At 52.8% G+C, this 13,724-nt stretch carries 14 protein-coding genes; 6 read left to right on the forward strand and 8 right to left on the reverse strand.

What is annotated here, in order from left to right; genetic code table 11:
• Positions 1–10 precede the first annotated feature (10 nt).
• Complete coding sequence (locus ACFOLF_RS28010) at positions 11–1,021, forward strand: ROK family protein (protein WP_210037276.1); 1,011 nt, start codon at positions 11–13, stop codon at positions 1,019–1,021.
• A gap of 5 nt (positions 1,022–1,026) precedes the next feature.
• Positions 1,027–1,677 carry a D-sedoheptulose-7-phosphate isomerase gene (locus ACFOLF_RS28015; RefSeq protein ID WP_210037277.1) on the forward strand — a complete coding sequence of 217 codons (651 nt, stop codon included), beginning with the start codon at positions 1,027–1,029 and terminating at the stop codon, positions 1,675–1,677.
• Positions 1,678–1,688: 11 nt separating this feature from the next.
• On the opposite strand, the gene ACFOLF_RS28020 is transcribed toward ACFOLF_RS28015, so the two are convergent.
• Together ACFOLF_RS28020 and yfbR are read right to left on the reverse strand one after the other, a co-directional pair.
• Positions 1,689–2,696: an SDR family oxidoreductase gene (locus tag ACFOLF_RS28020; RefSeq protein WP_210037278.1), complete on the reverse strand. Its 1,008-nt coding sequence runs from the start codon at positions 2,694–2,696 to the stop codon at positions 1,689–1,691.
• Positions 2,697–2,782: 86 nt separating this feature from the next.
• Positions 2,783–3,484 carry a 5'-deoxynucleotidase gene (yfbR, locus tag ACFOLF_RS28025; protein WP_210037279.1) on the reverse strand — a complete coding sequence of 234 codons (702 nt, stop codon included), beginning with the start codon at positions 3,482–3,484 and terminating at the stop codon, positions 2,783–2,785.
• Between the two features lie 104 nt (positions 3,485–3,588).
• Between yfbR and ACFOLF_RS28030 the strand changes: the two genes are divergently transcribed.
• The 3 genes from ACFOLF_RS28030 to ACFOLF_RS28040 all read left to right on the forward strand — a co-directional run bounded on the left by ACFOLF_RS28030 (position 3,589) and on the right by ACFOLF_RS28040 (position 7,953).
• Positions 3,589–5,133, forward strand: a complete 1,545-nt coding sequence (locus tag ACFOLF_RS28030; protein WP_210037280.1) for a fumarate hydratase — start codon at positions 3,589–3,591, stop codon at positions 5,131–5,133.
• A gap of 194 nt (positions 5,134–5,327) precedes the next feature.
• Positions 5,328–7,127 carry a two-component system histidine kinase PnpS gene (pnpS, locus tag ACFOLF_RS28035; RefSeq protein WP_210037281.1) on the forward strand — a complete coding sequence of 600 codons (1,800 nt, stop codon included), beginning with the start codon at positions 5,328–5,330 and terminating at the stop codon, positions 7,125–7,127.
• Between the two features lie 106 nt (positions 7,128–7,233).
• Positions 7,234–7,953, forward strand: coding sequence for a response regulator transcription factor (locus ACFOLF_RS28040; protein ID WP_210037282.1), 720 nt, complete (start codon positions 7,234–7,236; stop codon positions 7,951–7,953).
• A gap of 113 nt (positions 7,954–8,066) precedes the next feature.
• On the opposite strand, the gene ACFOLF_RS28045 is transcribed toward ACFOLF_RS28040, so the two are convergent.
• Positions 8,067–8,936, reverse strand: a complete 870-nt coding sequence (locus tag ACFOLF_RS28045; protein ID WP_210037283.1) for an AraC family transcriptional regulator — start codon at positions 8,934–8,936, stop codon at positions 8,067–8,069.
• Positions 8,937–9,098: 162 nt separating this feature from the next.
• Here ACFOLF_RS28045 and ACFOLF_RS28050 point away from each other — a divergent pair, with 162 nt between their 5' ends.
• On the forward strand, positions 9,099–10,178 hold the full coding sequence (locus tag ACFOLF_RS28050) for a Gfo/Idh/MocA family protein (RefSeq protein ID WP_210037284.1): 1,080 nt from the start codon (positions 9,099–9,101) through the stop codon (positions 10,176–10,178).
• Positions 10,179–10,396: 218 nt separating this feature from the next.
• On the opposite strand, the gene ACFOLF_RS28055 is transcribed toward ACFOLF_RS28050, so the two are convergent.
• From ACFOLF_RS28055 to ACFOLF_RS28075, 5 genes are all read right to left on the reverse strand, one after another.
• On the reverse strand, positions 10,397–10,699 hold the full coding sequence (locus tag ACFOLF_RS28055) for a hypothetical protein (RefSeq protein WP_210037285.1): 303 nt from the start codon (positions 10,697–10,699) through the stop codon (positions 10,397–10,399).
• Positions 10,700–10,843: 144 nt separating this feature from the next.
• Positions 10,844–10,948: a cytochrome bd oxidase small subunit CydS gene (gene cydS, locus ACFOLF_RS28060; RefSeq protein WP_379112859.1), complete on the reverse strand. Its 105-nt coding sequence runs from the start codon at positions 10,946–10,948 to the stop codon at positions 10,844–10,846.
• A 68-nt stretch (positions 10,949–11,016) separates the two neighbouring features.
• Complete coding sequence (locus ACFOLF_RS28065) at positions 11,017–12,042, reverse strand: cytochrome d ubiquinol oxidase subunit II (RefSeq protein WP_210037286.1); 1,026 nt, start codon at positions 12,040–12,042, stop codon at positions 11,017–11,019.
• A complete protein-coding gene (locus ACFOLF_RS28070; RefSeq protein WP_210037287.1) occupies positions 12,039–13,394 on the reverse strand; it encodes a cytochrome ubiquinol oxidase subunit I in 1,356 nt (451 codons plus the stop codon). Before ACFOLF_RS28070 ends, ACFOLF_RS28065 begins: the two co-directional genes overlap by 4 nt.
• Positions 13,395–13,459: 65 nt before the next feature.
• A complete protein-coding gene (locus tag ACFOLF_RS28075) occupies positions 13,460–13,582 on the reverse strand; it encodes a hypothetical protein (RefSeq protein ID WP_379112856.1) in 123 nt (40 codons plus the stop codon).
• Between the last annotated feature and the right edge of the window lie 142 nt (positions 13,583–13,724).

The raw sequence follows: 13,724 nt of genomic DNA on the forward strand, positions 1-13,724 counted from the left end.
ATGATAAAAGATGAGTCTTCTTGCCGGAATCGACATCGGAGGAACCAAATGTGCCGTCAGTCTTGGAAAGGAGGGCATGGGCGGAATTGATATCATCGCCAAGCAGCGTTTTGCAACTCCGCCAAGCCCCGAGCTTGCTCTTGCGCGCATTGAAGAAGCGTTGAGGCAGCTATTGGGTGAACTGGCGGGCACCTATGAAGAAGAAGGCCATAAAAGCGGGCCGGCCCTTGCAGGTATCGGAATCAGCTGCGGCGGGCCGCTGGACAGCAGACGGGGGATAATATTATCTCCCCCTAATTTGCCTGGATGGGACGGCATTGAGGTCGTGGACTATTTCTCCAGGCGGTTTCAGGTTCCTGCAGGATTGCAAAACGATGCCAATGCTTGCGCCGTTGCGGAATGGAAATGGGGCGCGGGCAGGGGGCTCGAGAATGTTATTTTTCTGACCTTCGGGACAGGGATGGGCTCAGGTCTGGTCCTGAACGGCCGTCTGTACTCGGGAACCAACGACATGGCCGGTGAAGTCGGGCATATGCGGATTGAAGACGAAGGGCCGGTCGGTTATGGAAAAGCAGGCTCGTTCGAGGGCTTCTGCAGCGGAGGCGGCATTGCCCGGCTTGCTCGGGCGAAAGCCATCGAAGCCCACGCAAGGGGAGAGCGTCCGGCATACTGTCCGCAAGCGTCGGATCTGGCCGGTGTAACAGCGGAGCGTGTCGGCCTGTCGGCGCGGCAGGGCGATCCGCTTGCGGTCGAGGTGTTCCGCCTGGTGGGCAGCAAGCTTGGAAAAGGCTTGTCTCTGCTGATTGATGTTTTGAATCCGCAGCTGATTGTCATAGGCAGCATCTATGCGCGCCAGCAGGCGCTGCTGGATGAGACGCTCTTCGAGGTGCTGAAGGCAGAGACGCTGCCGTATTCCCTGAATGTATGCCGCATCGTTCCGGCTGCGCTTGGCGAGCAGATCGGAGATTATGCCAGCTTGTCCGTAGCCGCTTATCAACTGGAACAACTAAGAGAGGGGTAAACCTAATGATAATCAAACCCGTATTTTCTGCTTTGTCGTCAAAATATCCCGAGCTTGACAGCTGCCTGTCCGATATTGGGAAGGCTTATGAGCTGCTGGAAGGCAGCTACAGCATGGGCGGCCAGGTGCTTGTGTGCGGCAATGGCGGGAGTGCTTCAGACAGTGAGCATATAGTCGGTGAGCTGATGAAGGGGTTTATGCAGAAGCGGCCGGTTCCGGCGGCCTTTCGTGAGGAGCTCGGGGCTTTATTCCCGGGCGAGGAAGCGGAGATTTGCGATAATCTGCAGGGCGCGCTCCCTGCGATTTCGCTGGTCAGCCATACGGCGCTGATGACAGCGTTCATGAATGATGTTTCGGCGGATATGGTGTTTGCCCAGCAGGTTTACGGCTATGGCAGACCCGGTGACGCTCTGATTGGTCTGAGCACCTCCGGCAATTCCCGCAACGTGGTCCGCGCTCTTCAAGTAGCCAAAGCCAAAGGGATGAAGACGATCGGTCTGACGGGAAGAACGGGCGGAAGAATGAAAGAGCTGTGCGATGCGGTCATTTGTGTGCCATGGGACAGTACTCCCGATATTCAGGAGCGGCATCTGCCCATTTACCACGCCTTATGCATCGCACTGGAGGATCGTTTCTTCAGCCCGTACCCAGAATAAGCTAGAGGGCGTCAGCTCCTGTTGAAGCCCTTCTCATAAGCGGCGATAACGGTATCGGACCAATTATTCCATTCTGCATCGATGGTGCACTTTTCCGGACGCGCCTCAAACCATTCGACCGAGCGGCGGATACCTTCGGCAAACGACAGCTTGGCATTAAACTCCGGCACAAGGCGTTTGATTTTGCTGTTGTCGAAGACGCTGCTGACGGCTTTGTCGCCCAGCAGGCCGCCGATCAGGTCAGGGGAGTAGGTGCACAGAAAATCGGACGAGATATGGACGGCAGACAGCTCCGCTCCGGCAGCCGCGGCGATGGATGCATACAGCTGATTCCAGCTGATGACTTCATCCGATGTAATATGGAAGGCTTCGCCAATGGCTTCGGGATGCCCCAGCAGTCCCAGGAAGCCTACGGCGAAGTCCGTGTTATGCGTCATGGTCCAGAGCGAGGTTCCGTCTCCGTGAATGATGATTTTTTTGCCTTGGCGCATACGGTCCACCAGGGACCATGGATGCTGCCAGCTGCTTATAGAAGCGGGAATCATCGTATTGCCATACGTAAAGGAAGGTCTGACAATCGTGTAAGGGAAGCCGCTTTGCTCATGTTCCGCAGCCAGCAATTCCTCGCAGGCGATTTTATCCCGGGAATACTGCCAATACGGGTTGGAGAGTGGAGTTTCTTCCGTTATGATATAGTGCTCGGGCGGCTTCTGGTAAGCGGATGCCGAGCTGATATAGACATACTGGGCGGTTCTCCCCTTGAAAAGCTTGATGCTGGTCTGAACCTGGTCCGGCGTGTAGGAAATCCAGTCGACGACGCTGTCGAACTGATGCTCCGCAAGCAGCGATGCCGCCTCTTCCGGATCGCGGATATCGCCCTGGATGACCTTGGCTCCCTCGGGCACCAGCTCATCGCGCTTGCCGCGGTTGAACAAATACAGGTCATGACCCCGTTCAATAGCCAGCCTGGAGACTGCCTCGCTGATAATGCCCGTTCCACCGATAAACAATACCTTCATCTTCACATTCTCCTCTCTGTTATCCAGAAGGTATTCCCCGTTTCTGCTCCCAAACCCTTCTTTTCCGATCAACTTTTGCTTCCGTTTCACTCATCAGCCGAGAGCTCGTCCAGCGTCTTGCTGAAGCTTGGCGCCATATGGGTCAGGAACCAGTCGATCTCCGGCATTCTCAGGAGGGCCAGAGACTGCTCGATCTGACCCTTGGCAACGGCAAACTCCCGGTTGCCGGAGGACAGCTCGGACAAACATTTGATATAAGCATCGAGCAAATCGGCCGCCTTGAGGATCTTCAGCAGCTCGCGCTCCTGCCCGGCGTCCGGCCGGGGCGGCAGGCCGGCGGTGCTGTCGGCGTCTGCGCCTGCTTCTCCAGCGTCTGCGCCTGCATCTGCTGCGTCTGCCGCCATCGAAGTCACATGCGCCGCTTTGCCGCTGACGAGCGGCGCATAAGCCGGCTGCAGCGCCTGGGGAACCATGCCGAGCAGCCTCTCGGCAGCCATTGCCTCAAGCTCGCGGAAATTCGCGAGCATCCTCGGGTTGTGATGCTTGACCGGCGTGGGGATATCGCCGGTGAATACTTCCGTGGCGTCGTGGAACAGCGCCATCGACGCCGCTCTGTCCGCATTCAGCTTGCGCCCGAATATGCGGTTGCCGATCTCGCACAGCATGTGGGCGAGCAGGGCGACATGGTATGAATGCTCGGCTACATTTTCACGCGTCGTATTGCGCATGAGGCTCCAGCGCTCGATATATTGCAAACGGTACATATAGGCGATGAAATGACTGTCCATAGCTTGGTTACACTCCTTGAGAAACGATATGCTGCCATAGGTTGTATATGTTATTATATAGCTAAAAAACTTACGCGACCAGTGAGAGGAGACAGCACTCATTTATGCATCAGTTCGAAGAAAGCGTCTATAAACTTGTTGTGGAAACCTCAACCAATCTTCCCGGAGATGTGCGCAAGGTCATTCAGGCGGCCCAGGAGGCCGAGGACCGCGCTACACGGGCCGGCTTATCCCTATCCACCATCGCAACCAATATCGAGATGGCCGAAGCCAATGTTTCGCCCATCTGCCAGGATACCGGCATGCCGACCTTTATCGTTCATACGCCTGTCGGAGCCAATCAAATCATCATGAAGCAGCAGATCAAAAACGCTATTGCCCGTGCCACCAAGGACGGCAAGCTGCGGACGAATTCCGTCGATTCCCTGACCGGCGCGAATACGGGAGATAATCTCGGTCCGGGCACGCCCGTTATCCATTTCGAGCAGTGGGAGAAGGACGATATCGATGTCCGTCTGATACTCAAGGGCGGCGGCTGCGAAAATAAAAACATTCAATACAGTCTGCCCACTGAGCTTGAAGGACTGGGCAAGGCGGGACGCGATCTGGACGGCATCCGCAAATGCGTCATGCATGCGGTGTATCAGGCACAGGGCCAAGGCTGCAGCGCCGGTTTCATCGGCGTCGGGATCGGCGGCGACCGCACAACGGGCTACGAGCTGGCCAAGCAGCAGCTGTTCCGCCATGTTGACGATATGAACCCCGATCCGGAGCTCCGCAAGCTGGAGCATTATGTGATGGAGAATGCCAACAAGCTGGGGATCGGCACAATGGGCTTTGGCGGCCAAGTGACATTGCTCGGCTGCAAAGCGGGCGTCATGAACCGGCTGCCAGCCAGCTTCTTCGTCTCCGTCGCTTACAACTGCTGGGCCTATCGCCGCCAGGGCGTGCTGCTGAATGCGGATTCCGGCGAAATCAAGGAATGGATCTATCCAAGCGGTTCGGATACCCCGATGGTATCGCAGGCGGCAGATGCCGCTGCCGAGGCGGTAACGGGGCAGGAGGAGCGCCGCGAGGTCGTCCTGAATACGCCTTTTACGGAAGAACAGATGCGCAGTCTGAAGGTCGGCGACATCGTCGTCATCAATGGTGAAATGCACACAGGCCGTGATGCGATGCATAAATATCTGATGGATCACGATGCGCCGATTGATTTGAACGGTGCGGTTATTTATCACTGCGGTCCGGTTATGCTGAAGGATGAGGAAGGCTGGCGTGTGAAGGCTGCCGGACCGACAACGAGCATCCGCGAAGAGCCGTATCAAGGTGATATTATCAAGAAATTCGGCATCCGCGCGGTCATCGGCAAGGGTGGTATGGGTCCCAGGACGCTTGCCGCTCTGCAGGAGCACGGAGCGGTTTACTTGAATGCCATCGGCGGAGCGGCTCAATATTACGCGGAATGCTTCAAGCAGGTGAACGGCGTTGATCATATGGAATTCGGCATACCGGAAGCGATGTGGCATTTGAAAACAGAGGGCTTCGCCGCTATCGTCACGATGGATGCGCACGGTAACAGCCTGCACGCGGATGTCGAGCAGGATTCCTTTGCCAAGCTGGCACAGTTTAAAGAACCGGTTTTTGTATAAAATATAAGCAATCATAATTTTCATGTTTAAACCGGATATTTACCTGATCCCTGGATGCAGATCCGAGGGATTTCTTTTTCCCCAAGCACAGGGCTTTGTGTTTATTTACAAAAGCTTAACAATAGAACACTTGGCATGGGAGCTTCCGTACAGGTACGATGAAGCTTGGAAGAAAAGCTTGGGGGTATAACGGGATGAATAGCTTTCGCACAAGGCTGACCATAATAATGATTACACTGATCGGCCTTTCGGTATTGGCTGCCGGTCTCTTTATGGGCAAAACCTTTAAGAATAACCATCTGGATGCGCTGCAGGATAATATGGTGCGAGAGATGAGAATCATTTTGGATCAAATGGAGTGGCGCGACGGGACGCCGGAGGAGCTGTATGGCTACTATACGCAGGAAGCCCAGCGGCTGAAGAAGATTACGGACTCGCGGGTTACCTTCATCAACGGCAGCGGCGTGGTGCTGGGCGATTCCGATCATGATCCCGAGACCATGGACAACCATCTGCAGCGGGCCGAGGTACAGGAAGCGGAGAAGTCCGGCGTCGGCAGATCGATACGCCGCAGCGATACGATTGATCAAAATCTGCTGTACGTGGCCATGCTTGTCGATCCGAAACAGCCGGATGCGGGTATTATCCGTCTGTCGCTCAGCCTCAAGGAGGTCGATGAGAGCATCACGCGGATCTGGACTACTCTGCTCGTTGGTCTGCTTATTCTGTTCGTAGTGGCGGTATTCATCAGCTTCCGTGTGGCCAGAGGGCTTACAAGGCCGCTGGAGCAGATTACCCGCGTCTCCAAGCGGATCAAAAACCTGGATTACCGGGCAAGGGTATCCGTGAAGGGCCATGATGAAATCGGGGAGCTTGGTCTGGCTATCAATGCCATGGCGGATGGTCTGCAGGTACAGATGGAACGTATTCATCAGAACGAAAGCCAACTGGCAAGCGTGCTTGACAATATGATTGACGGCGTTATGATGATCGACCGGGATGGAAGCATTGTGCTGATGAACCGCTGCGCCGAGGAGATGCTGGGCATCTCCTCGAAGGAGCTGGTCGGGCGGCATTATCTGGAGGCGAAGCAGCAGTATGAGCTGCTGCAAATTATCCAGGACGGACTTGAACGCAAAGAGCATCTGCGCGAGGAAATTACATTTTATTTTCCCGAAGAGCGTTTGCTTGATCTCAATCTCGTTCCGATCTTTCAGGATGAAGAGTTCGGCGGCGTGCTGCTGGTGCTTCAGGATGTGTCGGCCATCCGGCGGCTGGAGCGGATGCGCAGCGAGTTTGTCGCCAATGTTTCGCATGAGCTGAAAACGCCGATTACGGCGGTGAAAGGCTTCGCCGAGACGCTTCTTGGCGGAGCGGTGGACGATCCGGAGACGGCTCGCTCCTTTCTGCAAATTATTTTTGACGAGAGCGACCGCCTGAACCGTTTGATCGGCGATATTCTGGAGCTCTCGAAGATTGAGTCGCGCCGTATTCCGCTGCAGTTCTCGCCTGTGGAGCTCTCGTCCTTTATCGACAAATCCATCAAGCTGATGTCTGCGGAGGCCGCCCGCAAGCATATCGTCGTTTCTCTGAAAGCGGAGCCTGGAATCTACGCGGAGGCCGACGAGGACAGGCTGCGGCAAATCATCATGAATTTGCTGGCCAATGGAATCAGCTATACGCCGGAAGGCGGGCATGTGACGATTGTCGTCAGACCGGTAGCGGGTACCAGATATGTATCCGACGGGGAAGACTACGATCATATCCGCATCTCTATCTCGGATTCGGGCATCGGTATTCCCAAGAAGGATCTGCCGCGCATCTTCGAGCGCTTCTACCGTGTGGACAAGGCAAGATCACGCGGATCGGGCGGAACAGGTCTTGGCTTGTCGATCGTCAAGCATCTGGTGGAGCTGCATAAAGGCTCCATAACCGTTGAAAGTACCGTTGGTGTCGGCTCGACCTTCACGATCGTCCTGCCGGTGCTGCAGTGACCTCCAGTTAACAAGGCTGGACGATTCTTCTCCATGAATGATATGATTAAGATATATAAGAAAGTGGAATCGCGCGTGGAGTCATGCGCGGAGGCTGGGGGTCTACATGTCGCAAAGAGTGCTGGTCATTGAAGACGAACCGACACTGGCGAGATTGCTCTCCTACAATTTAACGCAGGAAGGGTATGACACGACAGTTATCGATCATGGTGCAGAGGGTTTGCAAGTCGCGCTGCAGCGTTCGTTTGAACTGATTATTCTGGATATTATGTTACCGGGGATGAATGGATTTGAGATCTTAACGAGGCTGCGTCAAAGCGGCAACCGGACACCTGTTATCGTGCTGACGGCACGCAACGCCGAGGAAGAGGTTGTTCAGGGGCTCAAGCATGGCGCTGATGATTATATGACCAAGCCGTTTGGCGTTGCGGAGCTTCTGGCGCGGGTCTCGGCCGTGCTTCGCCGGACAAGTCAGGAAGAAGGCAAGCCGAGCGAGACGACAGGCAAGGTCATTACAGCGGGCGATTTGTCCATTTATCCGGAGCGGTACGAGGTTGTGCTGGGCGGGGATTCCATCCCGCTGCGTCCGAAGGAGTTTGAAGTGCTGCTGTATCTGGTGCAGCGGCCGGGCATGGTCATTACGCGCGATGATCTGATGAACGTCGTGTGGGGCTTTGATTATATCGGCGGCCAGCGTACGGTGGATGTGCATGTCAGCTCCCTGCGCAAGAAGCTGGAGCTTGGGCAGCAGTCGGTTCAGATTGAATCCATCCGCGGCGTCGGCTACAAGCTTGTTATGCCAAAAAAGCTCGGATCATCGAAATAATCGGTGATCCGAGCTTTTTTCTGCCTTATAACCTTATCGAGAATAATGTCCCAATGGAAGAAATCAGCTCTGCCGCCTGAGGATGGCGAATGACATTTCTTCCTTCCTGGCGTTTATCCCCGGTTCCAGGCGAGCATCCGCTTCTGAAACTGCTTGGGCGAGCAGTCGTTGTATTTTTTGAACATTTTATAGAAATGGGCCATATTGGGCATCCCAATATGGTCGCCTACCTCGGATATGCTCAGATCCTTGGTCAGCAGTATCCGCTCGGCCCACTTGATCTTGCGGTAATTGACATATTCGGTAAAGGACAGGCCAATGGCCTTCTTGAAAAACTTCACGAAATAGTAGTAGCTCATATTGGCCATCTTGCTGACTTCTTCCACCTGAATGCGGTCCGTGAGATGATCCTCAACAAAATCCAGCACATTGCGAAGGCGCGCCCGGTCAAAATCCTCGCGTTCGGCGAGCATTTTTTTTGTGTCGCTGCGGATGAGCAGCAGCAGCAGTTTCTTGATAATCATGCTGACGGCCAGTTCGTAGCCGGTCTGCTTGAACGTGACTTCCTTAAGGATCGCCCGGATGCAGTCCGCGGCCTCCTTGTTGGCCTGCTCGTTCTCCTGGAAAATGTAATTCGCCCGGCTGAGCGGATTCTTCGTCTCGGAGAAAAAACGCATATAAGGCATTGTGCTGTGATCAAAAAATTGCTCAATGTCGAATTGGAGCACATTATAATTCAGCGGGACTCCCAGGCTGCGGTCGCGGTGCAGCTGGCTGGAGCCGATAATGGCCACATCGCCCGCTTCGAGGCGTACCAATTCTTCATCTATATAAACATCCAGAACACCCTCGTTGACAAGAAGCAGTTCAATCTCCCGATGATAATGCCAGTTTATGGTGAAATCATGATTTCGCTGGGACTGATACACCCGAATCGACAAAAGAGGGTTTTCATAGTCTACTTTTTCGTTATAAACTTCCACGCTACCATCCCTTCGACGACAAAATCACATAAAAGCAGCGCCATTCCGAAGCTGGTTTTTTGTAGTCGGAATCGTCTATACTTATTCTAGTGTTTGTTGTGTCATGAAACAAGCAGCATGCAATAAAAAATATATGAAGTTCACATTATGGAGGTAGAATCAATGTCGAAGTTACGTATTGGCATCATCGGCTGCGGAGGTATCGCAAACGGTAAGCATTTGCCAAGTCTTGCAAAGGTACAGGATGCAGAAATTGTCGCATTCTGCGATATCGTAGTTGATCGTGCAGAAGACGCCAAAGAGAAATACGGCAGCTCTGAATCAAAAGTATACAGCAACTATCATGAATTGCTCAGCGATTCCTCGATTGATGCCGTTCATGTTTGCACGCCGAATGATTCCCATGCGGAAATTTCGATCGCCGCTATGGAAGCCGGCAAGCACGTATTGTGCGAGAAGCCAATGGCGAAGATAGCTGCTGACGCACGCCGCATGCTGGAAACCTCGCAGCGTACAGGCAAGAAGCTGAGCATTGGCTACAACAACCGTTTCCGTAGCGACAGCCGCTATCTGAAGCAGCTGTGTACGGAAGGCGAGCTTGGCGAGATTTATTATGCGCGTGCGCATGCTATTCGTCGTCGCGCCGTTCCAACATGGGGCGTTTTCCTTGACGAAGAGAAGCAAGGCGGCGGTCCGCTGATCGATATCGGTACGCATGCACTTGATCTGGTGCTGTGGATGATGGACAACTACAAGCCTAAGGCTGTTCTTGGACGTACTTATCACAAGCTGTCCCAAACCGAAAATGCGGCTAACGCTTGGGGATCTTGGGATCCGGCGAAGTTCACCGTTGAAGATTCGGCATTTGCCATGATCACAATGGAGAACGGCGCATCGATCGTAATCGAAGCCAGCTGGGCGCTTAACTCGCTTGATATCGATGAAGCGAAAGTTTCGCTCTCCGGTACCAAAGCAGGTGCGGACATGAAGAACGGTCTGCGCATCAACGGCGAGAAAAACAGCCGTCTGTATGTCAACGATATCGAGCTGAACAGCGGCGGCGTCGCTTTCTACGATGGCGCAAGCGAAGAGCCTTCCGTGCTGGAAATGCACACATGGGTAGACGCTATCCTGAACGATAAAGATGTACTGGTTAAACCGGAACAGGCATTGGTCGTTTCCGAAGTTCTTGAAGCCATCTACGAGTCGGCACGTACCGGCAAAGCCGTTTATTTCGACTAAGTTTATTGCAGCAGCAACATGCCAGGAATCACAGGTTAGGCAAGCAGGGCTGTGAACCAGCGGGATTGTCCGGATTTGTGAAGTAAATCAAAAAGAGCTGAACCGTTATTTCTTAACGGCTCAGCTCTTTTTTCATATGTGACACTTTAATTGAAGGAGCTTCATTCTGGACTGATTTGATCAATGATAAAGGGCTGCATTCCTCGTTATGAACAAAGTCAGCGTTTCTTGCGCTTGGCGATTTCCCCGCTTACGACAAAACCAAGCTCTTCATTATCAAACACCATTAAAATATGAAGCAGGGCATCATCATCGATCACAGGGGCTTCTTCCTTCGGGAGGGACAAGGAGACGGCCTGGTTCAAAGCCTCGTTAGCCGCTTGATTCGGATAGGCGCGTATGTATAATTCCACAGGATCAAGATCATGATTGATGCACCATTGGGCGAAGGCGTCCACCATCATCTGTTCGTCCCGCTGATAGTTCGCTGCAACCCATTCTTCTATTTCTTTGCTGTTCATGAGCACACTCTCCTAGTGAAACAGATGATCCCATTATAACGAAAGCAGCGGCCAATCCACAATTGCTTTTGACTTTCCATAGAAACAGGACTCTATTCGCTGCCATGAGCTGGTATAGAGTCCTGTAAGGCTGCTATGCGAAAATCACTGGTCTTGTTGCTTCGGCTTTCTCCCGAACAGCCAGAAGATAAATACGATCGCGAAGGCAACAACAAGAAAAGGGGCGACGAATATCAAAAAATCCTCCATATGATTCCCTCCTAAAGTTTTACGGAGTAAAACTGCATCGAAAGCATAGGCTAAGTTTTACACTTTTTTTATTTTCCCCGTTTGCCCTGAACGTACTTGGCATCGAACAGGAACAGCCGCATGAGCAGGTATAGGGATGGAATCAGCAGCAGCAGTCCAAGAATAAATACGGCAATCAGAGCAAGGGCCATGGGCTCGCTTGTGAAATTATCGTAGATGGTTAAGTAAGGATATAATATATAAGGCAAATGCGCTGCTCCGTAGCCGAAGAATGCGAACCCAAACTGCAGCATGACGAAGATAAAGGAAAGTCCCAATCTTTTGCGTGTATATAACAGATAGACGGCAATCAGAAAGCAGGCGAATGACAGGACAAACATCCAGGCATAGGACTGCATCTGATGGAAATGCTCCGGGTTGTGATTGCGGATTGCGAAAAAAACAAGCAGGCTGCTTAATATGGTCGGTCCGCTCCAGGCGAGCGCATACTTGCGCACCACTTCAAAAGCATTGCGGTCATTCGCGCGATTGGCATAGTAGCTCAGGAACATTGCCGAGATGTACAGCACGCTTACCAGAGCCAGCAGAACGACAGTCCAGGAGTAGCTGCTGGTGAGCAGCCTGCTGAACAGGAAGCTGACCTTGCCATTGGCATCGACAGCGATGTAGCCGCCCTCGGAAATGGTCATCACGGTAGATAATGCCGCCGGTATAAGCAGGCCGCTTGCTCCGTAAAGCATGATATAGAAGCGGTTATTCTTCTTGGAGCCGTAAGCGCTGAAGGCATAGTAAGCGCCGCGGACAGCCAGCAGAACAATCGCAACGCTCCCGGGAACAAGCAAGGCGGTTCCGTAATAATAAGCGGTGTCCGGGAAGAAGCCGACGATGCCGACGAAGAAGAAGACGAGAAAGACGTTGGTTACTTCCCACACCGGCGACAAGTACCTTTCAATGATATTTTGGATCAGATGGCGTTTACCCGTAACCGTGCTGTAATAGCTGAAGAATCCGGCGCCGAAGTCGATGGAGGCCACAATGAGATAGCCGAACAGAAAGACCCAGAGTACGGATATGCCAAGCACTTCATAGCTCATTGTCCATCCCCCTCCTCAATCCCTCTGGCTTTCATTTCATCTTCCACATGATTGCTTTTAAACATCTTGATCAGCACGCGCACGGAGGTGAAGCCGAGCACAGCGTACAAGGCGGTGAACACGATCAGCATCGTATCCACATGATCCGAGGTTGTGGCGCCTTCGGAGGTCTTCATGATGCCATGCAGGATCCATGGCTGGCGTCCAACCTCTGCGAATATCCAGCCATGCTCGATCGTCAGCATCGAGACCGGGGCGGCAAGCACAATGGCGCGCAGCAGCCATTTGTTCGTGTAAGCAAGATGGCGTTTGCGCCACAGCACCAGCATGAATACAACCGAGATCAGAACCATCAAGGCGACAAAGCCCATTTTGATATCAAACAGATAATGGATCCACAGCGGCGGCTCCTCATCATCGGGAATATCGTTAAGCCCCGTAACTTCCGCGTTAGGCAGTCCATGAGCCAATATACTGAGGGCATAGGGGATTTTCAGCCCGTATTTAATGTTATTATTCGCATCCAGGATACCGCCTAGCACAAGGGGGGCCTGCGAAGAGGTTTCAAAATGCCATTCCATGGCGGCCAGCTTCTCCGGCTGGTAGTTCGCCAGGTATTTACCGGATAAATCGCCAATGACTGCGCTGCCGATAAGGAAAACAAAGGCGGATACCATCGTCATCTTCAGCGCTTTTTTGTGATAGACGTGGTTGCGGCCCTTGAGCAGCGAAAAAGCGGCAATGGCGGCAAGCGCGAAGGCGCATGTCGTATAAGCAGTGATCAGAACATGCGAGACTTTGGTCGGCATAGCCGGGCTCAACATAGCCCCGAACGGCGAAATATCGGTAATCGCGCCATCTACGACCGTTACGCCGGCTGGCGCATTCATGAACGCATTGACGACCGTAATGAAGAACGCCGATGCGGATGATCCGATCACAACAGGCACGAGCAGCCAGAAGTGAACCATTTTATTCTTGAAGCGGTCCCAGGTGTACAGGTAGATTCCAAGAAAAATCGCTTCGAAGAAGAAAGCAAAGGTCTCCATAAACAGCGGCAGTGCGATGGATTGGCCGGCCACGCGCATGAAGCTGGGCCAAAGCAGGCTGAGCTGCAGTCCGATAGCTGTTCCCGTCACAACGCCGACTGCCACGGTGATGACGAATCCGCGCGCCCAACGTCTGGCCAGGAGCAGGTAGTGAGCGTCATTGCGTCTGATACCGATCCACTCCGCGAGTGCGATCATAAGCGGCACCCCAACGCCGATCGTCGCATAAATAATGTGAAAAGCGAGGGTGAATGATGTTAGTATTCGGCTGTACATGACCGGATCGTATCCGCTAAGCAGCATGGTTGAATCCCTCCTGTTGATAATAAAATAAAATGAATAATTGCAGCCCCATATTCAATTTCGGTTTAAAATATTCGCCGGGATAAAGCGAGCAGCATAATGAACGCCACAGCGATGCATAGTATGATTAAGCGTTTCTCCTGCTTGGCTATACGTTCGTCCGGTTTGTTCTGATCCTTGTCAACCATAGGTATCCCTTCTTCCTTAGTGATCCAATTGACTTATATTTATAGTATAAGCTGATTTGTGATTATTTTCACAATGAATTGTGACCAGTGGTTGACTAATTGTTGTCAAAGTGTTGAATGAAGGTTGTGTGTGGTGTCACGA

The sequence above is a fragment of the Paenibacillus sepulcri genome (assembly GCF_042647105.1).
Classification (GTDB): Bacteria; Bacillota; Bacilli; order Paenibacillales; family Paenibacillaceae; genus Paenibacillus_Z; species Paenibacillus_Z sepulcri.

Bases quoted from the DNA above. Each gene is read 5' to 3' on its own strand.
- ACFOLF_RS28020 (WP_210037278.1), bottom strand. From the start codon at position 2,696: ATGAAGGTATTGTTTATCGGTGGAACGGGCATTATCAGCGAGGCAGTC.
- cydS (WP_379112859.1), bottom strand. From the start codon at position 10,948: ATGGAGGATTTTTTGATATTCGTCGCCCCTTTTCTTGTTGTTGCCTTC.
- ACFOLF_RS28050 (WP_210037284.1), top strand. From the start codon at position 9,099: ATGTCGAAGTTACGTATTGGCATCATCGGCTGCGGAGGTATCGCAAAC.
- yfbR (WP_210037279.1), bottom strand. From the start codon at position 3,484: ATGGACAGTCATTTCATCGCCTATATGTACCGTTTGCAATATATCGAG.
- ACFOLF_RS28065 (WP_210037286.1), bottom strand. From the start codon at position 12,042: ATGAGCTATGAAGTGCTTGGCATATCCGTACTCTGGGTCTTTCTGTTC.
- pnpS (WP_210037281.1), top strand. From the start codon at position 5,328: ATGAATAGCTTTCGCACAAGGCTGACCATAATAATGATTACACTGATC.
- ACFOLF_RS28030 (WP_210037280.1), top strand. From the start codon at position 3,589: ATGCATCAGTTCGAAGAAAGCGTCTATAAACTTGTTGTGGAAACCTCA.
- ACFOLF_RS28070 (WP_210037287.1), bottom strand. From the start codon at position 13,394: ATGCTGCTTAGCGGATACGATCCGGTCATGTACAGCCGAATACTAACA.
- ACFOLF_RS28055 (WP_210037285.1), bottom strand. From the start codon at position 10,699: ATGAACAGCAAAGAAATAGAAGAATGGGTTGCAGCGAACTATCAGCGG.
- ACFOLF_RS28075 (WP_379112856.1), bottom strand. From the start codon at position 13,582: ATGGTTGACAAGGATCAGAACAAACCGGACGAACGTATAGCCAAGCAG.
- ACFOLF_RS28040 (WP_210037282.1), top strand. From the start codon at position 7,234: ATGTCGCAAAGAGTGCTGGTCATTGAAGACGAACCGACACTGGCGAGA.
- ACFOLF_RS28010 (WP_210037276.1), top strand. From the start codon at position 11: ATGAGTCTTCTTGCCGGAATCGACATCGGAGGAACCAAATGTGCCGTC.
- ACFOLF_RS28015 (WP_210037277.1), top strand. From the start codon at position 1,027: ATGATAATCAAACCCGTATTTTCTGCTTTGTCGTCAAAATATCCCGAG.